This is a genomic window from Cronobacter muytjensii ATCC 51329 (assembly GCF_001277195.1).
GTDB classification, from domain to species: Bacteria; Pseudomonadota; Gammaproteobacteria; order Enterobacterales; family Enterobacteriaceae; genus Cronobacter; species Cronobacter muytjensii.
Genome location: NZ_CP012268.1, coordinates 2,112,703 through 2,137,033 on the forward strand (window position 1 = coordinate 2,112,703; position 24,331 = coordinate 2,137,033).

Genomic DNA, 24,331 nt, shown 5'->3' on the forward strand with positions numbered 1-24,331 from the left:
TGGATGAGCCTAATGTCATACACACCCATGAGCGATCTCGGCCAGCAAGGGTTGTTCGATATCACTCGTACTCTGATGCGCCAGCCCGATCTGTGCGCGCTGGCGGAGGCGTTGCAATCGCTGCTTACCGCCTCAGGCATGGCGGATCGGGTCAACATTCTGCTTTATCACCCCAGGCATCAGCGCACCTGCTTTTACAGCGTCGACGGCGTCGGCAATGCAGTGACATATGAAGACGAAACGGTGCTTTCCCACGGCCCGGTGCGGCGGCTGCTGTCGCGCCCGGAGGTACTGCACTGCCGGTATGAGGAGTTCGCTGAGACCTGGCCGCAGCTCGCCGCCCTGCCGCTCTACCCGCCGTTTGGCCACTACTGCCTGGCGCCGCTCGCCGCCGAAGGGCATATTTTCGGCGGCTGCGAGTTTATCCGCGACGCGCGCGAAAGCTTCAGCGAAAAGGAGTTCTCCCGGCTACAGACGCTGACGCAGATAGTGAGCGTGGCGGCGGAGCAGATCCAGACGCGCCTTGGCAACAGCCAGGATTACGCGCTGCTGTGTCGCGAGCGCGACGACTTTCGCATCCTTGTCGCCATTACCAATGCGGTGCTCTCCAAGCTGCATCTCGACGAACTGGTGACCGAGATCTCGCACGAGATCCACCGCTATTTCAATATCGACTCGATAAGCATCGTGCTGCCGTCTGCGCGCAAGGGCAAACTGACGGTCTATTCCACGCACTACGTTGACGAAGCCGCGCCGCTGCACGATCACAGTGAGGTACAGGAGAAAGGCACGCTCTCCGCCAGAGTATTCAGCACGCGCGAAATGCTGCTGGTGAAACTGCACCAGCGCGATGAGCTCGCGCCTTACGAGCAGATGCTGTTTGAGATGTGGAACGACCAGATCCAGACCATCTGCCTGCTGCCCCTGATGTTTGGCGAGAAAATGCTCGGCGTGCTGAAGCTCGCGCAGTGCGAGGAGCACATTTTCACCGCCGCCAATTTAAAACTGCTGCGCCAGATCGCCGAGCGTATCGCCATCGCCGTGGATAACGCGCTGGCGTATCAGGAGATCCATCGCCTGAAAGAGCGTCTGGTGGATGAAAACCTGGCGCTGACCGAGCAAATCAACAACGTACCGGCGGATTTCGGTGAAATCATCGGCCGTTCGGACGCCATGATGGCCGTGATGAAACAGGTAGAGATGGTGGCGAAAAGCGACAGTACGGTGCTGATCCTTGGTGAAACCGGCACCGGGAAAGAGCTTATCGCGCGCGCTATCCATAACCTGAGCGACCGTAACGGACGGCGGATGGTGAAACTCAACTGCGCGGCGATGCCCGCAGGCCTGCTGGAGAGCGATCTGTTCGGCCACGAGCGCGGCGCCTTTACCGGCGCGAGCGCCCAGCGCATTGGTCGTTTTGAGCTTGCCGACAAGAGCAGTCTGTTTCTCGATGAAGTGGGCGATATGCCGCTGGAGCTACAGCCGAAGCTGCTGCGCGTCTTGCAGGAGCAGGAGTTCGAGCGGCTCGGCAGCAATAAAGTTATCCAGACCGACGTGCGGCTTATCGCCGCCACTAACCGTGACTTGCGCCAGATGGTGGCCGACCGCGAGTTTCGCAGCGATCTCTACTACCGCCTGAACGTATTCCCCATTCAACTGCCGCCGCTGCGCGAACGCCCGGAGGATATCCCGCTGCTGGTGAAGGCGTTCACCTTTAAAATCGCCCGTCGCCTGGGGCGCAGCATCGACAGTATTCCCGCCGAAACGCTGCACACGTTAAGCCAGATGGAGTGGCAGGGTAACGTGCGCGAGCTGGAGAACGTGATTGAGCGCGCCGTGCTGCTGACGCGCGGCAATGTGTTGCAGCTCTCGTTGCCGGAGCTGACGCTGCGCCCGGCGAAAAAACCGGCCGCACCGCCCGTTGATGTGCGCGACGGCGAAGACGAGGTGGCGCGGATTATCCGGGTATTAAAAGAAACCAACGGCGTTATCGCCGGGCCAAAAGGCGCCGCCGCGCGTCTTGGCGTGAAGCGCACCACGCTGCTTTCCCGCATGAAACGGCTGGGGATCGATAAGGACGCGTTGTAAGCGTGGGGGTGGCGGGTGCGTTGCGCTTACCCGCCATGCCCGCCTTATGCTACCCGCCTGGCTCACTCGCCTTTAAACATCGGCGGCGGCTGGCGGAAGCGGCGCGTAAGCCACGTCAGGTACGCGAGCCCGAGCGCCGCCCAGATGAGCCCCATCGTCAGCGAGCTTTTCTCCAGATTCAGCCAGAGTACCGCCACCGTCAGCGCGCCGACCAGCGGCAGGATCAGATAGTTCACCCGGTCCTTCCACCCTTTGTTACGCCCTTCGCGCAGGAAGAAATGGTTCACCACCGACAGGTTCACAAACGTAAAGGCCACCAGCGCGCCGAAGTTAATCAACGCCGTCGCCGTCACGAGGTCGAACGACAGCGCGCTTAGCGCCACCACGCCCACCAGAATCACGTTCAGCGCCGGCGTGCGCCATTTCGGGTGCACATAGCCGAACACTTTTTCCGGAAAGACATTGTCGCGCCCCATCACATACAGCAGGCGCGACACGCTCGCGTGCGACGCCAGCCCCGACGCCAGCGTGTTCACAAACGTACAGCACAGGAACACCGACTGGAACAGCTTGCCGCCCACGTACAGCGCTATTTCCGGCAGCGCCGCGTCCGGCTCTTTAAAGCGTCCCATCGTCGGGAAAAAGAGCTGAATAAAGAATGAGGCGGCGATGAAAATCACGCCGCCATATAACGCGGTGAGAAAAATCGCGCGCGGAATGGTTTTCCCGGCGTCCGGCGTCTCTTCAGAGAGCGTCGTCACCGCGTCAAAGCCAAGGAACGAGAAACAGACGATGGTCGCGCCGGTAATAATCGGCAGTAGCTGCGCATTTTCGCTGATAAAGGGCTGTACCGACCAGACGGTGCCCGCCCCTTCGCCGTTATGCAGCCCGTGGATCACCAGAAAGATAAACACCGCGATGATAGCCACCTGTACCGTCACAAACAGGGTATTGAAGTTCGCCACCAGGTTGACGCTTTTAAGGTTGGCGATGGTCATGATCCCGACATAGAGCACTACCCAGATCCACTGGGGCACATCCGGGAACATCGCGGAGAGATAGAGCTTCGCCAGCAGAACATTGATCATCGGCAGGAACAGATAATCGAGAAGCGACGACCAGCCCACCAGAAAACCGACGTGGGGGTTAATCGCCTGCTGGGCGTAAGTGTAGGCGGAGCCCGCCGTCGGGAAGCGCTTCACCAGCTTGCCGTAGCTGATGGCGGTAAAGAGTACGCCTGCGAGCGCCAGCAAATAGGAGGCCGGGACGTGGCCGTTGCTGATGCCGGAGACAATGCCGAAGGTGTCGAACACGGTCATCGGGGTCAGATAGGCGAGGCCCATCATCACCACCTGCCAGAGTTTAAGCGATTTGCGCAGCTGCGGACGCGCCGCGGCCACATTGAGATCGACGTTAATCGCCATCGCGCGTTCCCCCTTTCGTCTCTGTGAGGCATGGCGAAACAGAGGCCGGAGGGGGTCGTCGTAGCGCGCGCTGAGTCAGCGGGTTAACACACACAGTTGGCGCTGGCCCGTAATGGCTGCGGCTCAGGCGGACGCCCGCGCGCAGCGGACAGACATAAAGTGGCACCATCTCATTATCCTCGTAACGTATCCTGAACGTCGTCTGTAAACCGCTGTCGCGCCCTTTCCTTCGCGCGACACCGGAAAGCCGGCGCGACAGGCCCGGCGAGCTTTCGCCGCAGCCTTCTGTGGCGCGGCGCGGTGCGTGCTGAACCGCTGCGGGTATCAACTACCTGTAGCCTGGATAACGCCCGCCTGCCATAAAAGCGGGGAAGGTTTCCGTCTGGCCGTCAGGCGTTTTTCAGCATCCACTCAATTTCCGTTTCGGTGATGAGCCGTTCGAACTGGATAAGCTCGTCGTTTTTACAGGCGTGAAACACCTCGCAAAAACGCGTGCCCAGCCGCTCGCGCATCGCCGGATGAACCTGGAATTCGTACAGGGCATCGCTCTGACGGATAGGAAACGGCGTTCCTTCCTGCTCCAGACCGTTGCCTTCCACAGCCTCGGGCAGCGGCAAGTCGTTTTCCAGGCCGTGCACTATACCTGCAAGCACCGCAGACATCACGAGATAAGGGTTCGCATCGGCACCCGCCACGCGATATTCCACGCGGTGGCTGTCGCGATCGCCGCAGGGAATGCGCAGCGCCACGGTGCGGTTGTTGTGGCCCCATGAGGCCTGGGTCGGCACATACATGCCCGGCTGGAAACGGCGGTAGGAGTTGACGTTCGGCGCCAGTAACGCCATGGAGGCGGGCAGCATATCGATCATCCCGGCGAGCGCCTGCTTCAGCAGCGCGGAGTCGTCGCCGTCGGGCAGCGCCAGCACGTTCTGGCCGTTGTCATCGACGATGCTGATATGAATATGCATGCCGCTGCCGGCGTGTTCTTCATAGGGTTTGGCCATAAAGGTGGCCTGCATGCCATGCTTTTCAGCCACCAGCCGCACCAGACGCTTGAGCGCCAGCGCGTGATCGCAGGCCTGTAACACATTGTCGGTATGGTGGAGGTTGATTTCAAACTGGCCCGGCGAGGCTTCCGCCACGGCACCGTCGGCCGGGATTCTCTGCATCCGCGCCAGCTCGTCGATATCGCTTAATACGTCGGCGAAGCGGTCGAGATTGTCCACCGAGTAGACCTGGCTTTGGGTGTTGCGATCCTGCGTGCCGGGCGCGCACGGCGGCTGGAGATAGCCTTCCGCGTCGCGCTGGCGGTCAATGAGATAGAACTCCAGCTCTACCGCTACCACCGGGTGCAGACCGCGCTGGCGCAGCTGCTGCCAGAGCCGGTTAAGCACATTGCGCGGCTCAACGTCAAAGGGAGTACCATCTTCATCCTGCATGGTCAGCAGGAGCTGCCCGAGATATTCCGGGTCAGTCGCCGACGGCACAAGGCTGCCCGCCACGGGTACGCAACGGCGGTCCGGCTCGCCGAGATCCTGTCCCAGCCCCGCCTCTTCCACCACATTACCCAGGATATCCATCGCAAAAACCGAGGCCGGGAAGTAACAGCCCTTCTCGACTTTCAGCAGACCTGCCACCGGGATGCGTTTGCCGCGAAAAGCGCCGTTAAGATCGGTGAGCATCACGTCGACATACTCCGTCAACGGGTAACGCTCCAGGTAGGCATTAACTTCGCGGGCAAACGCACTGGTTCGCCTCTCTTCACTGTGATGCACAAAATTCTCTACTTCCACGATATTGGTTTCCATGATTTACCGCCGTTGTTGCAGATGCCGGTCTGCGCAGTCAGACCGTTCGATATAATTTCCACTTTTAGAATCTAGATGCAACAGAAATGTTTTTCAAATGTTAAATGTGGTTTGAATTTTGGTTACAGCGCTGCTAGATTGAGAAAATATTGAACAGCAAGGCGGTACAAAGGCGTAATTTGTACATAATTTAGTCCAGCGCGAGAGGAAAGTATGGGCATTATATTTAACAGGCCGTTGATTGGCGTAGTGATGTGCAGAAACAGTATTAAGGGGCACCCGAGCCAGACGTTGCAAGAGAAGTACATTAACGCCGTGCTTAACGCCGGCGGCTTGCCGGTGCCCCTGCCTCATATCGTCGCTGAGCCTGTTCTTCTCGATCAGCTGCTGGCCGAACTCGACGGGATAGTGCTCCCCGGCAGCCCCAGCAATGTCCAGCCGCACCTGTATGGTGAAAACGGCGATGAGCCTGCCGCCGACCCCGGGCGGGACACTCTGAGCATCGCGCTGATAGAGCGCGCGCTGGAAAGGCGCATCCCCCTTTTCGCCATCTGTCGCGGGCTTCAGGAACTGGTTGTCGCGACAGGAGGGACGCTGTATCGTCGGCTGTTCGATCAACCGGAGCTGCTGGAGCACCGGGAAGATCCCGAGCTTCCGCTGGAGCAGCAATACGCCCCATCCCACGAAGTGCAGGTCGTGCCGGGCGGACTTATCAGCAAACTGATACCGGGCTGCAATACGTTTTGGGTAAATTCACTGCATGGTCAGGGCGCCCGCACGCTGGGCGCGCAGCTGCGCGTCGAGGCGCGCTCGCCGGATGGCCTGGTGGAAGCCGCAAGCGTCGTCGAACATCCGTTTGCACTGGGGGTGCAGTGGCACCCGGAATGGAACAGCAGCGAATACGCACTCTCGCGGCTGTTGTTTGAGGGTTTTATTACCGCCTGTCGGGGGTATCGGGAAGAAAAGCCCCGACCCGCCTGACGTTACTATAAAGGAAGAAAATCTATGAGCGATGTCACCCTGGCGCCGGGGAAGCGTTTAGCGCAGATCCGCCAGCAACTGGGTTTGTCGCAGCGCCGCGTCGCTGAGCTTTCCGGGCTAACGCATAGCGCTATCAGCACCATTGAACAGGACAAAGTCAGTCCGGCCATCAGCACCCAGCAAAAGCTGCTGAAGGTTTACGGGCTTTCGCTGTCGGAATTTTTCGCCGAACCAGAAAAACCGGACGAACCCCAGGTCGTCATCAATCAGGACGATTTGATTGAGATTGGCAGTCAGGGCGTTTCGATGAAGCTGATTCATAACGGGAACCCCCATCGCACGCTGGCGATGCTTTTTGAAACCTACCAGCCCGGCACCACGACCGGGGAGAGGATCAAACATCAGGGTGAAGAGATTGGCACCCTGCTGGAAGGGGAAATCGTGCTGACCGTCAATGGCCAGACGTTCCACCTGACCGCAGGCCAGAGCTATGCCATCAACACCGGCATACCTCACAGCTTCAGCAATACCTCGGCCGGGATCTGCCGCATTATCAGCGCGCATACGCCCACCACCTTCTGACAACCGTTCAGCGCGTTCGGTTAGCAGAAGACGCCGGGCGCGCCTGACACGGGCCGCATCTGACCTGAGCTTCACGGGCGATTTCGCCTGCGGGCTTGTGCGTCGCAAATTTGGGCGAAACGCCCCGTTCATTACGCGCTAACCCTTTGTTATCACAGGAGAGGCTATGGAATTTCATCATTTACGTTACTGGCAGGAGAACGCAGAGCGTCTGTCCATCGAAGGCCGGTTGTTTTATCAGGGCGCGTATCGCCGGGCGGCCAGCGGCGACACATTCACGGTCTTTAACCCGGCGACCGGTCAGGCGCTGGCGAACGTGGCGCGCGGCGCGCAAACCGATGTCGATAACGCGGTCGCCAGCGCTCGCGCAGTGTTTGAGCGCGGCGACTGGTCGCAGGCGTCGCCCGGCACCCGTAAAGCGGTGCTGCTGCGCCTGGCGAGCCTGATGGAGCAGCATCACGAGGAGCTGGCGCTGCTGGAGTCGCTCGACACCGGCAAACCGATTCGCCATACCCTGCGTGATGATATTCCGGGTGCCGCCCGCGCCCTGCGCTGGTACGCCGAAGCGGTCGATAAATGCTATGGCGAGGTAGCCCCAACCGGCCCGGAGGCGCTGGCGATGATCGTGCGTGAGCCTGTCGGAGTTGTGGCGGCGGTGGTGCCGTGGAATTTCCCGCTGCTGCTCGCCTGCTGGAAGCTCGGCCCGGCACTCGCCGCCGGGAACAGCGTGGTGCTAAAGCCCTCGGAGAAATCGCCGCTGACCGCGCTGCGTCTCGCCGGGCTCGCTCAGGAGGCGGGGCTGCCGGACGGCGTGCTGAATGTGATCCCCGGCTTCGGCCATGAGGCAGGCCAGGCGCTCTCCCTCCACCCGGATGTGGACGTGATGACCTTTACCGGATCAACCCGCACCGGAAAACAGCTGCTGAAAGACGCGGGGGATTCCAACATGAAACGCGTCTGGCTCGAAGCGGGCGGCAAGAGCGCCAATATCGTTTTCGCCGACTGTCCGGACCTCGACCAGGCCGCCGCCGCAACCGCTGCCGGGATCTTCTATAACCAGGGCCAGGTCTGTATCGCGGGCACCCGTCTGCTGGTGGAGGCGTCGGTTAAAGACGCGTTTCTGGCGCGGCTTAAAGCCCATGCCCAAAGCTATACGCCCGGCGATCCGCTCGACCCTGACACCGTCATGGGCACGCTGATTGACGACGAACACGCCGCCTGCGTGCGCCGTTATATCGAGCTTGGGCAGGAACAGGGCGCGACGCTGTGGCTGGATGGCCGCACCCAGCCGCATAGCGCGAGCGTCGGCCCGACGATTTTTACCGACGTCGATGGCCAGATGCGCATCGCCCGTGAAGAGATCTTCGGCCCGGTACTGGCGGTAACGACATTCACCCGCGAGCAGGAGGCGCTGCGGCTCGCCAACGACAGCGACTACGGGCTGGGCGCGGCGGTCTGGACGCGGTCGCTCTCCCGCGCGCACCGCATGGCGCGCCGCCTGAAAGCCGGCTCGGTGTTTATCAACAACTACAACGACGGCGATATGACCGTACCGTTCGGCGGCTATAAGCAGAGCGGCAACGGGCGCGACAAATCGCTGCACGCGCTGGAAAAATTTACTGAACTGAAAACCATCTGGATGAGCCTGGAGCAGAACCATGACTGAACATGTAAACAGTTACTATGCCGCAAGCGCTAACCCACACGCGCCCTTCCCGACGCTGACGGAGTCGGTGCAGTGCGATGTCTGTATTATCGGCGGCGGCTATACCGGGCTTTCTTCAGCGCTGCATCTGGTGGAGCAAGGCTATGACGTGGTACTGCTGGAATCGGCGCGCATCGGCTACGGCGCGAGCGGGCGCAACGGCGGCCAGGTGGTGAACTCCTACAGCCGCGATATCGACGTTATCGAAGCGCGCTACGGCACCGACACCGCGCGGATGCTCGGCAGCATGATGTTTGAAGGCGGCGAGATCATCCGCGAGCGCATTGCGCGTTACGATATCCAGTGTGACTATCGCCCCGGCGGGCTGTTTGTGGCGCTTAACCGCAAGCAGTATCTGGGCCTGATGGAGCAGAAGGCGAACTGGGAGCGCTACGGCAATAACGGCCTGGAGCTGCTGGACGCCGATGCGGTACGTGGCGAGATCGCAAGCCAGCGTTACACCGGCGCGCTGCTCGACCGCAACGGCGGCCATATTCATCCGCTGAATCTGGCGCTAGGCGAAGCCGAGGCGATTCGCCAGCAGGGCGGGAAAATTTTTGAGCAGTCGGCGGCGGTAAGTATCACCCACGGTCAGCCTGCCGTGGTGAAAACCGACAAAGGCCAGGTAACGGCGCGCTATGTGATTGTGGCGGGCAACGCCTATCTCGGCACCCGGCTGGAGCCCGCGCTCGCGCGGCGCAGTATGCCGTGCGGCACCCAGGTGGTGACGACCGAGCCGCTGGCCCCCGAGGTGGCCGCGTCGCTGCTGCCGAATAATTATTGCGTCGAGGACTGCAATTATCTGCTCGACTATTACCGCCTCACCGCCGACAACCGGCTGCTTTACGGCGGCGGCGTGGTCTACGGCGCGCGCGACCCGGATGATATCGACCGGCTGATTATGCCGAAGCTGCTGAAGACCTTCCCACAGTTGAAAGGCGTGAAAATCGATTACCGCTGGACCGGGAATTTCCTGCTGACGCTGTCACGCATGCCGCAGTTCGGACGGCTTGAGAACAACATTTATTATATGCAGGGCGACAGCGGCCACGGGGTGACCTGTACCCATCTTGCCGGGAAGCTCATCTCCGAGGCGCTGCGCGGCGACGCCGAGCGGTTCGACGCGTTCGCCACCCTCCCCCATTACCCGTTCCCCGGCGGGCGCTCGTTCCAGATCCCGTTTACCGCGATGGGTGCCGCGTATTACAGCCTGCGGGATCGGCTGGGCGTGTGAGTGTCATGGTGGGTGCGCTTCGCTTACCCACCCTACATCAAACGTGAGGCCCAATATCGTAGGGCGGGTAAGCGCAGCGCACCCGCCGTTTGAGATATGGGACGCTAAGGCGATGGTTTTGCTCCGGCTTAAAAAAATCGGCCGCGCCGTTTCGCCGCAGGCCGGGACGCACCGGAAGGACCCGGTGCGAGGGCATGACAATACAGGGACGTATTGTCATGCCCGACCCGTGGCCGGAGGGAATAAGGCGCGGCTTCCCCGCAGGGGCGATTTTATGCCGGGAGCCGGGATTGCAAAGGGGGCGGCGGCGAGCCCCCTTTGCACGTTCGCGTGAGGAAGACGCACACATAAACGCGGCGTTATGGCGAACGGAACGTATTCCCCAACCTGATATATTTCTCTTCCCCGGTATTTTCCCAAAACGCAAATGGTGGGTGCGCTGCGCTTACCCACCCTACCATTCCCCGCTATCGCACCCCGCCATCTCCCCCACCCTTTATTACACGCAAAAAAAAGCCGCCCCGTGTGGGGCGGCTGTTCTCATTGCCTGTTATCAGAAGCTGACTTTCAGCGTCACCTGACCGCCGTAGCCGCCGGTACCGGCGTCATCGATGGTTTTGGTGTAACCGGCGCGAACGCCAAGCGTCACGTTGTCGCGGATCTGGCCGTCAATGCCCACATCCAGCGCGGCGGCGGTGCCGTCCTGATCCGGATTGAAGGACACTTCACTGCCTGCCACACCCGGCGCGCTCACGTTCACATCGCCTTTGGAGTCGAACGTCTGAATAAAGGACGGACGGACCCACCAGCTAACCGGCGGCGGGTTGCCTGTCGTCTTCAGCGTCGCGTTGTTGCCAAAGCGCAGACCGGCACGCACCTGCTGGCTGTGACCGTCGCCGAACTGCACGTCGGCGGCATCGTCATCGCCATCTTTCAGGTTCACGCCGCGGTACTGGTATTGCACCTGCGGTTCAAGCACCAGGCCGCTGCCGATATCAAACGGCAGACCCGTTTCGAAGGAGCCGACATAGCCCCAGCCGTGGGTTTTCAGGCCGTCGCCGTCACGCGGGTCGGTGTCAAAGTTATGACGCGTACCCTGCGCCACCACGTCAACCCACCAGCCGCTTTCATGTACGCCGTTCACATACAGACCGGCGCTGTAAGCGTCATCACGCACCGTACCCGCTTTCGATTTCTCGCTGCGCTGTACGTCTACGGCTGAGAGGCCCGCCGCACCGTAGATGCCCACGCCCCATTCCATGGAGGATGCTGTCGCTCTCCACAGGTCGCTACCGATCTGCAGGAAGGTGTAGCCGCCTTTGCTTTCCGGCGTGTTGCCGTTACGCAGGTCAGACGCGCCGTGATCGTGGCTCAGCTGACCGGCTTGGAAGCGAGCCCACAGGTTGCTGCCATCCTCCGTCGGAGTACGCGCGGCATAACGACGGCTGTCGAGTGAACCGAGCAGCGCGCTGTCGTAGTCCATCGCCTGCGCATAGAGCGAGCTGTAGAGGTACATGGCCGAACGGTAGTTCTGCGGGCCATTCTCGTCGCCGTTGCCGGCTGCCGTGGTCAGATACCAGCTTTCGCTGCCAGCGCCCTGACGCAGGCTGTAGTTATACGCCCCCGCCTGCAGGTTACCCGCAAGGCTGAACGCGTCATCGGTGGTGGTCGCGCCGTTGATAGCGTTTACCACCTGGATACCGTCGCCGGTGGTGCGTGCGCCCAGACCGCCCTGGTTACGGATGGCGATGCGGGTGTTGCCGGTGGCGGTGCCGCCGTCGAGGATCAGGCTGTCGGTGGTGGCCGTCCCGCCCTGGAACAGGGTGTTCAGGGTGATGGTGCCGCCGTTGCCCGTCAGATTAGTGACCGTCAGGGTTTTCGGTACAAACGCACCGGTCGGCGCCTGATAATCGACAGATCCGCCCAGCGTCAGGTTATTGAGCAGGGAGTCATCCGTCATCAGCCAGGTCGAGCCTGCGTCAACGGTCAGGTCGGTCGGGTCAATCATACCGGTCAGGGTGGTGCCGTTGGTCAACTGCAACGATGTGCCGAGCTGCGCGATGATATCCGTGACCGCCTCCAGGCCGCTGAATACCAGGGTGCCGCTTTGCAGCCAGGTGCCGCCGGTCTGGTTAAGTACGCCGCTTACGGTCAGCGTGCCTTCGCCTTCTTTATACAGGCTACCGGTGCCGCTGATGTTGGCCGCGATGGTGTTGTCGCTCTCATCGGTGGTTACGCTCAGTTTGCCGGTGTTGGTCACGTTGCCGGAAATGGTCGAACCGTCGTTCAGCGCGGTGGTGCCGGTCAGAATACCGCCATCCGCCACGCTGAGCTTACCGCCGTTCTGCACCACGGTGTTGTTGGCGATGCCGTCCGCCGCCACGGTGAGCAGACCGCCGCTTTCCAGCAGCAGGTTGTTTGCGAGCTTATTGGCGATAGAGAACTGACCCAGCGCGTTCGTGCCGTCAACCGTGGTGTCGGTGCCGGCGATAATGCCCGCGCCGCTGTTCAGGTCGATGTTGGTCGCCTCGGCCTCATCCGCCACGGCCAGCATACCGCCCTGGTGAATGATGGTCTGGTCGGCCACGCCGCCTTTACGGATATACTGCACGCCGCCTTTGGTCACCGTGGTCGCGATAGCGGTGCCGCCGAGCGTCACGCTCTGGCTGCCATTTTCGCTGACGGTTGACGAGGCCACCGTACCGCCCTGATTCACCACCTGATCGCCGACCACGGTGTTGTCGATAACAATCGCGCCGTCATTGACGTTCTGCACCCCGCCCGCCTGGATGATGGTCGAGATAACCGTACCGCCGCTGTTGACGTTTTGCGTACCGCCCAGATTGATGTTCGTGCTGGTCGCCGTACCGCCAGTCAGGACGTTCTGCACACCGCCGTTAGCGATATTGGTGTTGAACGTCTGGCCGCCGTTATAGATGTTCTGCACGCTGCGCTCATAAAGGCTGGTGTTTTTCGCCACGCCGCCCTCATAAACGTTCTGTACCGCGTTGGCCGCGAGTTCGGAGCCGTCAGCGGTACCGCGCACGTTCTGCACCGACTCGTTGATAAGCACCGTGCTTTCTGCCGTCGCGCCCGCGCCGATGTTCTGCACGGCGGCGGTATCCATAATGGTGCTCACCGCACGCCCGCCGCTCAGCAGATTCTGCTCAGCGCCGCGGTTGCGCGTGCCGTACACTACCGCGCCGTTATAGACCGTCTGTTTCGCATCGTCATTCAGCCAGGTGGAGTTGACGTTCGCGCCCTGGTAAACACGCTGCTCACCATTGTCATAGATTTCGGTGCCGGTCGTGGTGCCGTAAACATCCTGAACGCCGTTATCATTGATCATGGTGACGTCAGCCGTGGCGCCCTGATTCACGCGCTGGTAGCCGCCGTTTTGCAAAATGGTGACGACAGAACGACCGCTCAGGATCTGCTTGCCTTCAACGATAGTGAAGTCCGTGACGCCGCCCGCGCTGATATTCTGCAGGCCGCCAAACGCCACCGTGCCGTTGGTGTCATAACCGCCGGAGGCGATATTCTGCACGCCGCCGTTCAGCACCGCGTTTTCGAACGATTTACCGCCGCTCTCCACATTCTGGATGCCGCCGCTGTTAACGGTGGTTTTCACCGCGCTGCCGCCCGCGTTGATGTTCTGCACGCCGCCTTCCAGACGCGTTCCCTGAGCGTACCCGCCGCTGCCGATGTTCTGGCTGCCGCCGAGCAGGCGCGTATCCAGCGCTTTCGCCCCGCTGTTGACGTGCTGTTCGCCGCCGTTCATGACGGTTGCGATAGCCAGCGACGCGTTGCTCAGGTGCTGGGTGCCGCCTGCGTTAATCACGGTGCCCGCCGCGCGACCGTACGGGTCGACAATCTGCTGGCCGCCGGTGTTGATGACCGCGTCAAAGGACTGGCCATCGACGCGCTGTACGCCGCCGTTATTGACCAGCGTGCCTTTCGCCTGGCCGCTTGCCGCGATGAGCTGTACGCCGCCTTCGCTGATGCTGGTGCCGGACGCGGTGCCTTCCACCAGTTGCGTACCGCCGCCAAACACGGTGCCGTCAGACGCCGCGCCGCCGAGTTTCACATGCTGTACGCCGCCGCTGTGCACGATAGAGCCTGCCGCCAGACCGCCAACGTTAACGATTTGCAGACCGCCGTCGTTGATGACCGCCGAAATCGCCGAGCCGTCAACGGACTGGGTGCCGCCGCTGTTGATCTGCGCGTCAATCGCTTTACCGGTTTCCTGCACAAGCTGGGTGCCGCGGTCGCCGATGCTGGTGCCGGAGGCCGTACCTGCCACGACCTGCGTGCCGCCGGCGAAGATTTTCGCGGTGGACGACGCGCCGCCTTTATTGATGTGTTGCAGACCGCCGTTGGTGACGACAGAGCCGCGCGCCAGACCGCCGTTATTGACAATCTGCGTACCGCCGTCTTTCACGATAGCGGACGTCACGGTGCCGTCGACGCTCTGGACGCCGCCACGGTTAACGTGGGTGTCGTTCGCCGTACCGGTTTTGGTGACGAGTTGCAGACCGCCATCGCTGATGCTGGTGCCGGACGCCATGCCCGCGACCACCTGCACGCCGCCGCCGAAAATAACGCCGTCAGAGGAGGCGCCGCCGAGGTTGATATGCTGCAGACCGCCGCTGTTAACGGTGGTGGCGCGCGCCAGGCCGCCGCTGTTCACCAGCTGGATACCGTCGTCATTCACGACCGTAGAGGTCGCCGTGCCGTCGACATTCTGCAAGCCGCCCGCGTTGACCAGCGAACCAAAGGCCAGGCCACCGGTTTTCACATGCTGGATGGCGTCATCGCCAATCACCGTTCTGCCCGCCGTACCGGAAACGGACTGAATGCCGCCGATCAGAATGGAGTCAGAAGCCGCGCCGCCGAATTTCACATCCTGGACGCCGCCGTCACGCACGACCGTTTTGTTCGCGTGACCGCCGTTCTGCACCAGCTGGACGCCACCGTCGTTGATGGTGGCGAAGTTCGCCGTGCCGTCAACATTCTGTAAGCCGCCGCTGTTCACCGAGGCGCTGACAGACAGACCGGTTGCTTCGATATGCTGCTCCGCGCCGGAATCGATCTGGGTGTTGGAGGCGGTGCCCGCCAGCTGCTGCACGCCGCCGTAAAGATGAGCATCTGCCGATGCGCCGCCGAGCGCCACGTGTTGCAGGCCGCCGCTGTTGACCTGGGTGTCTTTCGCAAGCCCCCCGCTGTTCACCAGTTGCGTACCGCCATCTTTCACGACGGCGGAAATCGCTGTGCCGTCGACGGCCTGAGTGCCGCGGTTGTTGATCTGGGTGCCGATGGCTTTACCGGTGACCTGCACCTGCTGCGAGCCGCCGTCGTTAACGCTGGTGCCGGACGCGGTGCCGGACACCTGCTGGATGCCGCCGCCGAAAATCACGCTTTCTGAAGCCGCGCCGCCTTCAGCGACATATTGCAGACCGCCGCTGTGAATAGCGGTGTTATCCGCAAGGCCGCCACGGTTAACCAGCTGGGTGCCTTTGTCGTTGATGGTGGTGGTTTTTGCCGTGCCGTCAACGCGCTGCAGGCCGCCTGCGTTAATCAGCGTTCCGGAGGCGTTCGCGCCGACCTGAACATGCTGCACGCCGCCCTCGCCGATAATGGTATCGCCCGCCGTGCCCGCCAGCTCCTGGGTACCGCCCAGCAGTTGAGAGCCGGAAGCCGCGCCGCCCAGCTTCACATCCTGGACGCCGCCGCTGCGCACGATAGTGCTGTTAGCGTGGCCGCCGGTCTGCACCAGCTGTGTGCCGCCGTCGTTGATGGTCGCGTAGTTCGCGGTGCCGTCAACATTCTGTAAGCCGCCGCTGTTGACCGTGGCGCTGACAGACAGGCCGGTCGCTTCGATATGCTGCTCCGCGCCGGAATCGATCTGGGTGTTGGAGGCCGTGCCCGCCAGCTGCTGCACGCCGCCGTAAAGATGCGCGTCGGCCGATGCGCCGCCGAGCGCCACGTGTTGCAGACCCCCGCTGTTGACCTGGGTGTCTTTCGCGAGCCCCCCGCTGTTCACCATCTGGGTGCCGCCGTCTTTTACGACGGCGGAAATCGCCGTGCCGTCGACAGACTGAGTGCCGCGGTAGTTGATCTGGGTGCCGATGGCTTTACCCGTGGCCTGCACCTGCTGTGAGCCGCCGTCATTGATGCTGGTGCCGGACGCGGTGCCGGACACCTGCTGGATGCCGCCGCCGAAAACGACGCCTTCAGATGCCGCGCCGCCCTGAGCAATGTATTGCAGGCCGCCGCTGTGGATAGCGGTGTTATCCGCAAGGCCGCCGCTGTTAACCAGCTGGATGCCTTTGTCGTTGATGGTGGTGTTTTTCGCGGTGCCGTCAACATTCTGCAGGCCGCCTGCGTTAATCAGCGAGCCGGACGCGGAACCGCCCACTTTTACGTGCTGCACGCCGCCATCACCGATCACCGTTTCGCCTGCATTGCCGGCGAGCTGCTGGGTACCGCCAAGCAGAATGGAGCCGGACGCCGAGCCGCCGAACGCCACATCCTGGATGCCGCCGTCACGCACGACCGTGCTGTTGACGTGGCCGCCAGTCTGCACCAGCTGGACGCCGCCGTCGTTGATGGTCGCGTAGTTCGCCGTACCGTCAACATTCTGTAAGCCGCCGCTGTTGACCGTGGCGCTGACAGACAGGCCGGTCGCTTCGATATGCTGCTCCGCGCCCGCGTCAATCTGGGTGTTAGAGGCCGTGCCCGCGAGTTGCTGGGTGCCGCCGAAAAGGTGCGCGTCGGCCGATGCGCCGCCGAGCGCCACGTGTTGCAGACCGCCGCTGTTAACCTGGGTGTCTTTCGCCAGACCGCCTTTGTTCACCTGCTGAACGCCGCCGTCTTTCACGACTGCCGCGATCGCGGTGCCATCAACGGCCTGGGTGCCGCCGCTGCCAATCTGCGTACCGGTCGCGTTTCCGCTGACCTGTACCTGCTGAGAGCCGCCAGCGTTAACGCTGGTGCCGGACGCGGTGCCGGACACCTGCTGGATGCCGCCGCCGAAAATCACGCTGTCGGACGCTGAGCCGCCTTCTGCCACATATTGCAGGCCACCGTCGTTGATAGCGGTGCTGTTCGCTTTGCCGCCGCGGTTAACCAGCTGAATGCCTTTGTCGTTGATGGTGGTGGTTTTTGCCGTGCCATCGACGCGCTGCAGGCCGCCTGCGTTAATCAGCGAGCCGGAAGCGTTCGCGCCGACCTGAACATGCTGTACGCCGCCGTCGCCGATCACGGTATCGCCCGCCGTGCCCGCCAGCTCCTGCGTGCCGCCAAGCAGAATGGAGCCGGACGCCGAGCCGCCGAGTTTCACATCCTGCACGCCGTCTTTACGCACCACGGTGCTGTTGGCGTGGCCGCCTGTCTGGATAAGCTGGGTGCCGCCCGCTTTCACGGTGGCGAAATTCGCGGTGCCGTCGACATTCTGTAAGCCGCCGCTGTTGACCGTGGCGCTGACCGATTTACCGGTCGCTTCGATATGCTGCTGCGCGCCTGCGTCAATCTGGGTGTTGGAGGCCGTGCCCGCCAGTTGCTGGGTGCCGCCGAAGAGATGGGCATCTGCCGACGCGCCGCCGAGCGCCACGTGTTGCAGACCGCCGCTGTTGACCTGGGTGTTTTTCGCAAGGCCGCCGCTGTTGACCATCTGGGTGCCGCCGTCTTTGACGATGGCGGAGATCGCCGTGCCGTCAACGGCCTGGGTGCCGCGGTAGTTGATTTGCGTATCGCGGGCCTGGCCCGTGACCTGCACCTGCTGGGTGCCGCCGTCGTTAATGCTGGTGCCGGACGCCGTGCCGGATACCTGCTGAATGCCGCCGCCGAAGATAACGCCGTCGGACGATGAGCCGCCCGCGCTGATGTACTGGATGCCGCCGTTATTGACGGTGGTGTCGCGGGCGAAACCGCCGCGCTCAACGATCTGATGGCCGCCGTCGTTGACCACGGCGGAAATGGCCGTGCCGTCAACGGACTGGGTGCCGCCGTTGTTGATAAGTGTGGTGGTCGCGGTGCCGCTCGCCAGCACATGTTGCTCGCCGCCGTTGCCGACGACGGTATGTACCGCCGAACCGCCGACACCCTGCACGCCGCCGTTGAGAATAACGGTGCGCTGCGCCTGGCCATCCTGCTCAACCACCTGCAGGCCGTCGTTGATAGTCGTGCTGGTCGCCACGCCCTGCTGGCGGACTATCTGCACGCCGCCGTCGTTCAGCGTGGTTTTCTGCGCCAGGCCGCCTGCAACAATCTGGTTGCCCAGCGTGCCGATAATATGATTGGTGGTAGTCCCGCCGACCAGAACCTGCTGAGTGCCGTTTTGCACCCGCTCATCCTGCACCGACGAGGTGACATCGGGCGTGAATGCGAACGCCCCGCCGCTGGCGAGCGAACTCCCTACCGCCGCCGTCAACAACACCGCACCGCTGGCGCGCTTGCCCTTCGCTCGGGTGAGCTCAGAGACCACGATAAACGCGCGCTGGACTTCGCTCCACACCAGCCGGTAACTGCAGTTAAGACTTTTCTTCATGTTAATGTCCTCGAAACCCGCTCACAAACCGTCACGCGGCATGTTGATTTGGGTTAGCCAATGCTGTTGTTTTGATGTCGAATGGGTTGCTTTTCAGGGAGATAAGCCGCCGTAAGTGGCCTATCACCTGTTTACCCGTGATAAAACGCGTGCACTCGTACTGCCGGTCCGTGCCTTTGTGGCGCGGACACCAGAAATAGTCCTGATGATCAAAATTCAGGCGCACGTCATCCCAGCAGCCATTGCAGACGTGGGTGTTGATGACGCGCCAGGGGGTATAAAACTCGCTGCCGGGCAGGCTGAAGCCGCTAATCAGCACCACCGGGATGCGGCAGCCCCAGGCAAGCCAGGAGAGACCGCTGCCGAGGCCGATAAAAAATTCCGCGTGCTCAAGCAGCGCCACGCGGTCGCGCAGCGGCAGATTGCCGGTGAAATCTTCCGCGCCGTGCGGGATTTTGTTCCAGACGTAGCCGCGTCCGACGACGCGCTCTTTGTCGATACACAGGACGCGATAGCCCTGCGCTTTGAGAAATTCGATAACCTCATGCCAGCCGGTGCCGTTATTCCAGAATTTGGCCTGGCTTGTGGATTGCGTGGCGATGCAGACGTAGGGTTCGGCTATCTGGCGCGGGGCGTTCAGGCGCAGATCGGGGACGATTTCACTCGGGTCGACGCCGAGAATATGCCCGGCGGTGCGGTGCAGGCCGACGGTGCGAAAATCAAACGGCTGTTTGTCGAGATCGCCCTGAAAGAAAAGCCCGACGCGCCAGGTGGCGTAAGGCAGCTCATGGTGAGTGCGCTCGCTTGCCCAGCGGTCCGGCGCGTAAAACTGCAGTTGCGGGTAGACTGGCGCGAAAAGATCGATAATCGGCTGCGCCATGGTGCATTCCACCTGGCAGCCGAAGGTCTGGCGAAAGCGCTCTGCGTAAGGCACCCATCCGACCAGGTCGCCCAGCGTGCCGGTCGGAAAGGAGATTAATACGGGTTTGTCGCGCATATCCAGCGCGTGATCGAGCAGCGGCTCGCTGTGCCCTTTCTTCCAGACTTGCAGGCGAAAAGGCACATAATACTTTTTGGTGCTAATCACCCAGCCTTCCGCGATGTCGCTCGCGAAAAGTATATTTCCTGTTTCGTTGTCGCTTATTTCAACGCGCCAGTCGCCTGCGGGTAAAAGCAGCCGCGCGCCGTCGTTGAAATCGTACAAAATGCCTTCCGGCCCCTGCTGTGTGGGTTTTTCCGGGGGTAAAATAAAGGCGTAGCCATTACTGGCAGATGAAGTCACCGTCATCGCCATACCTACCTTAATTATCAGTATCAGGGTTATGCTGCTATTAAATAATTAACCCGACGCGTTTCAGACACGCGTCAACACTCGAACAAGCGATGTCCGAGGCTGTTATTTATCCGACATATTGCCCATCCATTGAGCCGTCAAAATGATGGTTTTAGTGTAGCTACATCGTTACTTATTGCAAATTTTTACCAAATATAAATTTTCTTTAAAATCAGCAACTTGGACAAATGTCACTGTAAGTGACTTTTCACTAAAGCTAAACTTTACAAGCATTTAGCTCTCCTATAGAGACAGCACTTTAGGATTATCCTCACCTTGCAATACGCAGATCAGGCTATTTCGGGGCGGGAAGAATATATTTTTGCGCCACAAGCTAGACGCTGAAAACATACTCTTTGTTAATTTTCAATAGGAAAATCGGCAGGCTTTCCGCCACGCTTCAGACAAATATTAGTAGGGATTTTCTGATATCCAATTTTATTAGCGAATAAAAATTAAACGCTGTGGAGTTAATTTCGCCGATAAATAACGCTATTCCCGGACTCACAAATAAACTTTAATTTATATTCCGAAACGTTTTGGCCGGGTGAATATAATCTGGACGATTGCCTGGATTATTGCGACAAGCTTCACAAGTAACCTGTACAATAAAAGCGGAGTGATAACGTTTTGTCATGCTTCCTTAACGGATAAGCAACAGAAACGAAGCGGTGAGCGCTTTTCCATTATGAAACAGCGTTTTTAATTCCTTTCTGCGCGGACGGAAGCTATAATGCGGGCATTCTAACTTGAATGGTTTCAGCACATTGGATATCGCCTTTACCGTCGAACAATCGCTCTCCCGCCATCTGGCTGAACCACAAGCACACTTTCTCCTGCACGCTTTTTTGATGTCACCTATCCTTAGGCTGTGGCATCACAACTTTCGCAACACAAGTTTACCCGACCGGCAGAGTACGCCGCAGGGCATGATTTCCATATCCTTCAACTAAAGATTAAGACTGTCATGAAAAAGACGAAAATTGTTTGCACCATCGGCCCGAAAACCGAATCCGAAGAAATGCTGACCAAAATGCTCGACGCGGGCATGAACGTGATGCGCCTTAACTTCTCCCACGGCGACTACGAAGAACACGGTCAGCGCATCAAAAACCTGCGCAACGTTCTGGCGAAAACCGGCAAGCAAGCCGCTATCCTGCTGGACACGAAAGGCCCGGAAATCCGCACCATCAAACTGGAAGGCGGCAACGACGTCTCTTTGAAAGCGGGCCAGACCTTTACCTTCACTACCGACAAATCTGTCGTCGGTAACAGCGAAACCGTAGCAGTGACCTATGAAGGCTTCACCAAAGATCTGTCTGTCGGCAACACCGTGCTGGTGGACGACGGCCTGATCGGCATGGAAGTCACCGCCATCGAAGGCAACAAAGTCATCTGTAAAGTGCTGAATAACGGCGATCTGGGCGAGAACAAAGGCGTTAACCTGCCGGGCGTCTCTATCGCACTGCCGGCGCTGGCGGAAAAAGACAAGAAAGACCTCATCTTTGGCTGCGAGCAGGGCGTCGACTTTGTGGCGGCTTCCTTTATTCGTAAACGTTCCGACGTAGAAGAAATTCGCCAGCACCTGAAGGCGCACGGCGGCGAACATATCCAGATCATCTCCAAAATCGAAAACCAGGAAGGCCTGAACAACTTCGACGAAATCCTCGAAGCGTCTGATGGCATCATGGTTGCGCGTGGCGACCTGGGTGTAGAAATCCCGGTAGAAGAAGTTATTTTCGCGCAGAAGATGATGATCGAGAAATGCATCCGCGCGCGCAAAGTGGTTATCACCGCGACCCAGATGCTGGACTCCATGATTAAAAACCCGCGTCCGACCCGTGCGGAAGCCGGCGACGTGGCGAACGCCATTCTGGACGGCACCGACGCCGTGATGCTCTCTGGCGAATCCGCTAAGGGCAAATACCCGCTGGAAGCCGTTACTATTATGGCGACCATCTGCGAGCGTACCGACCGCGTGATGACCAGCCGTCTGGAGTTCAACAACGACAGCCGTAAACTGCGCATCACCGAGGCCGTATGCCGCGGCGCGGTAGAAACTGCCGAGAAACTGGAAGCGCCGCTGATTGTCGTCGCGACCGAAGGCGGTAAATCTGCCAAGTCCGTGCGTAAATACTTCCCGGACGCCACTATCCTCGCGCTGACGACCAATGAACTGACCGCGCGTCAGCTGGTACTGAGCAAAGGCGTTGTGCCGCAGCTGGTGAAAGAGATCTCCTCTACGGACGATTTCTATCGTCTGGGCAAAGAAGCGGCGCTGGAAAGCGGTCTTGCGAAAAAGGGCGATGTGGTCGTCATGGTTTCCGGCGCGCTGGTGCCGAGCGGAACGACCAACACCGCTTCTGTACACGTCCTGTAATAATATCCACCTTTTTTTAAGGTCGATTAAAAAGGCGCCGAAAGGCGCCTTTTAATTTGGCTTAAATAGACGCTGTGAATAAAAAAGCAAATCGGATTTCACTATTTAACGCTGTTTTTTTCTAAGATGAATCCGATGAAAGTCTGCTGTTTTCCTTCATTTTTTTTAATGATCCGCGAAATGTCGATGCTTCTTTGAGCGAACGATCAAAATTAAGCGTATTCCCATCAAAAAAATATTCTCAACCTAAAAAACTTTGTGTAATACTTGTAACGCTACATGGAGATTAACTCAATCTAGAGGGTATTAATAATGAATCGTACTAAACTGGTACTGGGCGCGGTAATCCTGGGTTCTACTCTGCTGGCTGGTTGCTCCAGCAACGCTAAAATCGATCAGCTGTCTTCTGACGTTCAGACTCTGAACGCTAAAGTTGACCAGCTGAGCAACGACGTGAACGCAATGCGTTCCGACGTTCAGGCTGCTAAAGACGACGCAGCTCGCGCTAACCAGCGTCTGGACAACATGGCTACTAAATACCGTAAGTAATAGTACCGTGTGAAAGAAAAATGGCGCACATTGTGCGCCATTTTTTTTGCCTCTTCTCCGCCCCGCCTTCCCGCTTTCACCGCCTTCCCCGTTCGTTTCACTGATTACTGGTTTGCAGAACGATTTACTTCGCCCTCTCGTCTGCGCATCCTGCCTGATTTTTACTGCACCGTAACGTGTACCGCAGCCGCTGAGAGCGGCGCGCTCGCAGGCGGCGCAACCGTCGTCCTGACGCTCTGAAGCGTCGTTACCGGCGCTGACAGCGCGTCCGGCGCGCTTACCGTCACCGGATAGCCCGCACGGCGCGTCAGCGCATTATCAACTGCCTGCGCGTCAGTGCCCGCGTCATCAATAAACTGCCCGAAAGCGGCAGTAATGGCGACTGGCATGGTTTGTGGGTTATCCGCATCGCTGCGCGAGAGCGGCTGATGCACTTCCACATAACGCTTACCGTCTGGCTCACTGGAATATTTCACCGGCTCGTTGATTATCTGCACGCGCGTGCCCCAGGCCACCTGATTAAACAGCGCTTTGATATCCGCCGCGCGCATGCGGATACAGCCGGAGCTGGCCCGCAGACCGATACTGCTACGGGCATTGGTACCATGAATAAGATATTCGCCCCCGCCCTGCTGTAAACGCAGCGCAAAGCGCCCCAGCGGGTTATTCGCCCCGGCGGGCACCACGGCAGGCAGCGTCACGCCCTGCGCCTGCGAGCGGGCGCGCATGGCGGCCGTCGGCGTCCAGGTCGGATTGGGGATTTTCTGGATAATGCGCGTCGACATCACCGGCGTTTCACGCCCGTTCAGGCCGATGCCGATGGGATACACTTGTACGCGGTTTTCGCCGGGCGGATAGTAATAGAGCCGCAACTCGGCCAGATTGACAATGATGCCTTCGCGCGGCGTGTCCGGCAGCAGCATCTGCGTCGGGATAGTCAGCTCGCTCCCCGGCATCGGCAGAAACGGATCGACCGTATTATTGGCCTCCAGCAGCAACAGCACGCCGGTCTGAAATTCTTCCGCGACTTTCTCCAGGTTTTTACTCACGGCGGGCACGACATAGGTCTGGTTCTGGCCAATGAGGCGACTGCCGGGCGGCGGCAGTGGATAATCGACGGCACAGGCCTGCGTTGCGCCCATCATCAGCAGCGCGAACATCGGGAAGGAGCAGTTGCGTTTCATAAGCACGACCTGTTTTCACCGGCAGGAGCCGGAATGCTGAACATCCGCGCAGCCCGCAAGGGCCGCGCGTGACAGGGAAAAGCCGTGCTTAAAGATTAGCTCAGGTCGGCGGCTTTCGCGCGAATGGCGCGGATCATCGCCTCTAAGCCCTGCGAGCGGGACGGGGTGAGATGCTGCGTCAGCGACATCTCCTCAAACCAGGGGCGCACGTCGAAATTCAAGATGTCCTGCGCGGTCATCTGCTGATAGAGCGCGAACACCACGGCGATAAGCCCTTTGACGATAGCCGCGTCGCTGTCGCCGCGCATCTCAATCACGCCGTCGTCACGCGGCGTCATGACGATCCAGACCTGGCTCTGGCAGCCCTGAATACGGTATTGCGGCGCGCGCTCCGCATCATTGAGCGGGGCCAGCCGCTGGCCGAGCTCGATGATATAGAGGTATTTTTCTTCCCAGTTGGCGCAGCGGTTAAAGTTACGCAGCAGTTTCTCTTTTTCCGGCAAACCAGCCATTGA

14 protein-coding genes are annotated in these 24,331 nt (G+C 60.0%); 8 read left to right on the forward strand and 6 right to left on the reverse strand.

Annotation, left to right across the window (positions count from 1 at the left end; genetic code table 11):
- The first annotated feature begins 12 nt into the window (after window positions 1-12).
- Window positions 13-2,088 carry a formate hydrogenlyase transcriptional activator FlhA gene (gene flhA / locus AFK63_RS09830; protein ID WP_038863287.1) on the forward strand — a complete coding sequence of 692 codons (2,076 nt, stop codon included), beginning with the start codon at window positions 13-15 and terminating at the stop codon, window positions 2,086-2,088.
- A gap of 62 nt (window positions 2,089-2,150) precedes the next feature.
- Here flhA and AFK63_RS09835 read toward each other — a convergent pair whose 3' ends face one another.
- Window positions 2,151-3,512, reverse strand: coding sequence for an APC family permease (locus AFK63_RS09835; RefSeq protein ID WP_038863288.1), 1,362 nt, complete (start codon window positions 3,510-3,512; stop codon window positions 2,151-2,153).
- A 389-nt stretch (window positions 3,513-3,901) separates the two neighbouring features.
- Window positions 3,902-5,320 carry a glutamine synthetase family protein gene (locus AFK63_RS09840; RefSeq protein WP_038863290.1) on the reverse strand — a complete coding sequence of 473 codons (1,419 nt, stop codon included), beginning with the start codon at window positions 5,318-5,320 and terminating at the stop codon, window positions 3,902-3,904.
- Window positions 5,321-5,533: 213 nt separating this feature from the next.
- Between AFK63_RS09840 and puuD the strand changes: the two genes are divergently transcribed.
- From puuD to AFK63_RS09860, 4 genes are all read left to right on the forward strand, one after another.
- Window positions 5,534-6,301, forward strand: a complete 768-nt coding sequence (puuD, locus tag AFK63_RS09845) for a gamma-glutamyl-gamma-aminobutyrate hydrolase (RefSeq protein WP_038863291.1) — start codon at window positions 5,534-5,536, stop codon at window positions 6,299-6,301.
- 24 nt (window positions 6,302-6,325) lie between these two features.
- Window positions 6,326-6,883, forward strand: a complete 558-nt coding sequence (gene puuR / locus AFK63_RS09850) for an HTH-type transcriptional regulator PuuR (RefSeq protein ID WP_053531570.1) — start codon at window positions 6,326-6,328, stop codon at window positions 6,881-6,883.
- Between the two features lie 166 nt (window positions 6,884-7,049).
- Window positions 7,050-8,549, forward strand: a complete 1,500-nt coding sequence (gene puuC / locus AFK63_RS09855; protein ID WP_053531571.1) for an aldehyde dehydrogenase PuuC — start codon at window positions 7,050-7,052, stop codon at window positions 8,547-8,549.
- Window positions 8,542-9,822, forward strand: coding sequence for an NAD(P)/FAD-dependent oxidoreductase (locus AFK63_RS09860; protein WP_038861156.1), 1,281 nt, complete (start codon window positions 8,542-8,544; stop codon window positions 9,820-9,822). The genes puuC and AFK63_RS09860 overlap by 8 nt, the downstream gene beginning before the upstream one ends.
- Window positions 9,823-10,375: 553 nt before the next feature.
- Here AFK63_RS09860 and AFK63_RS09865 read toward each other — a convergent pair.
- Both AFK63_RS09865 and AFK63_RS09870 read right to left on the reverse strand, forming a co-directional pair.
- A complete protein-coding gene (locus AFK63_RS09865) occupies window positions 10,376-18,370 on the reverse strand; it encodes an AIDA repeat-containing protein (protein ID WP_038863299.1) in 7,995 nt (2,664 codons plus the stop codon).
- A gap of 31 nt (window positions 18,371-18,401) precedes the next feature.
- Window positions 18,402-19,664: an autotransporter strand-loop-strand O-heptosyltransferase gene (locus tag AFK63_RS09870; protein WP_038863300.1), complete on the reverse strand. Its 1,263-nt coding sequence runs from the start codon at window positions 19,662-19,664 to the stop codon at window positions 18,402-18,404.
- 890 nt (window positions 19,665-20,554) lie between these two features.
- Here AFK63_RS09870 and AFK63_RS21835 point away from each other — a divergent pair.
- The 3 genes from AFK63_RS21835 (at window position 20,555) to lpp (ending at window position 22,632) form a co-directional block, all read left to right on the forward strand.
- A complete protein-coding gene (locus tag AFK63_RS21835) occupies window positions 20,555-20,656 on the forward strand; it encodes a hypothetical protein (RefSeq protein ID WP_426368995.1) in 102 nt (33 codons plus the stop codon).
- A 14-nt stretch (window positions 20,657-20,670) separates the two neighbouring features.
- Window positions 20,671-22,083, forward strand: a complete 1,413-nt coding sequence (gene pykF / locus AFK63_RS09875) for a pyruvate kinase PykF (RefSeq protein WP_038863303.1) — start codon at window positions 20,671-20,673, stop codon at window positions 22,081-22,083.
- Between the two features lie 312 nt (window positions 22,084-22,395).
- Window positions 22,396-22,632 (forward strand): murein lipoprotein Lpp, encoded by a 237-nt coding sequence (gene lpp / locus AFK63_RS09880; RefSeq protein ID WP_002443218.1) that lies wholly within the window; start codon window positions 22,396-22,398, stop codon window positions 22,630-22,632.
- A gap of 161 nt (window positions 22,633-22,793) precedes the next feature.
- Here the strand turns inward: lpp and ldtE are convergent, their stop codons facing one another.
- Window positions 22,794-23,816 (reverse strand): L,D-transpeptidase LdtE, encoded by a 1,023-nt coding sequence (gene ldtE / locus AFK63_RS09885; protein WP_038863304.1) that lies wholly within the window; start codon window positions 23,814-23,816, stop codon window positions 22,794-22,796.
- A 95-nt stretch (window positions 23,817-23,911) separates the two neighbouring features.
- A complete protein-coding gene (gene sufE / locus AFK63_RS09890; RefSeq protein ID WP_038863306.1) occupies window positions 23,912-24,328 on the reverse strand; it encodes a cysteine desulfuration protein SufE in 417 nt (138 codons plus the stop codon).
- Between the last annotated feature and the right edge of the window lie 3 nt (window positions 24,329-24,331).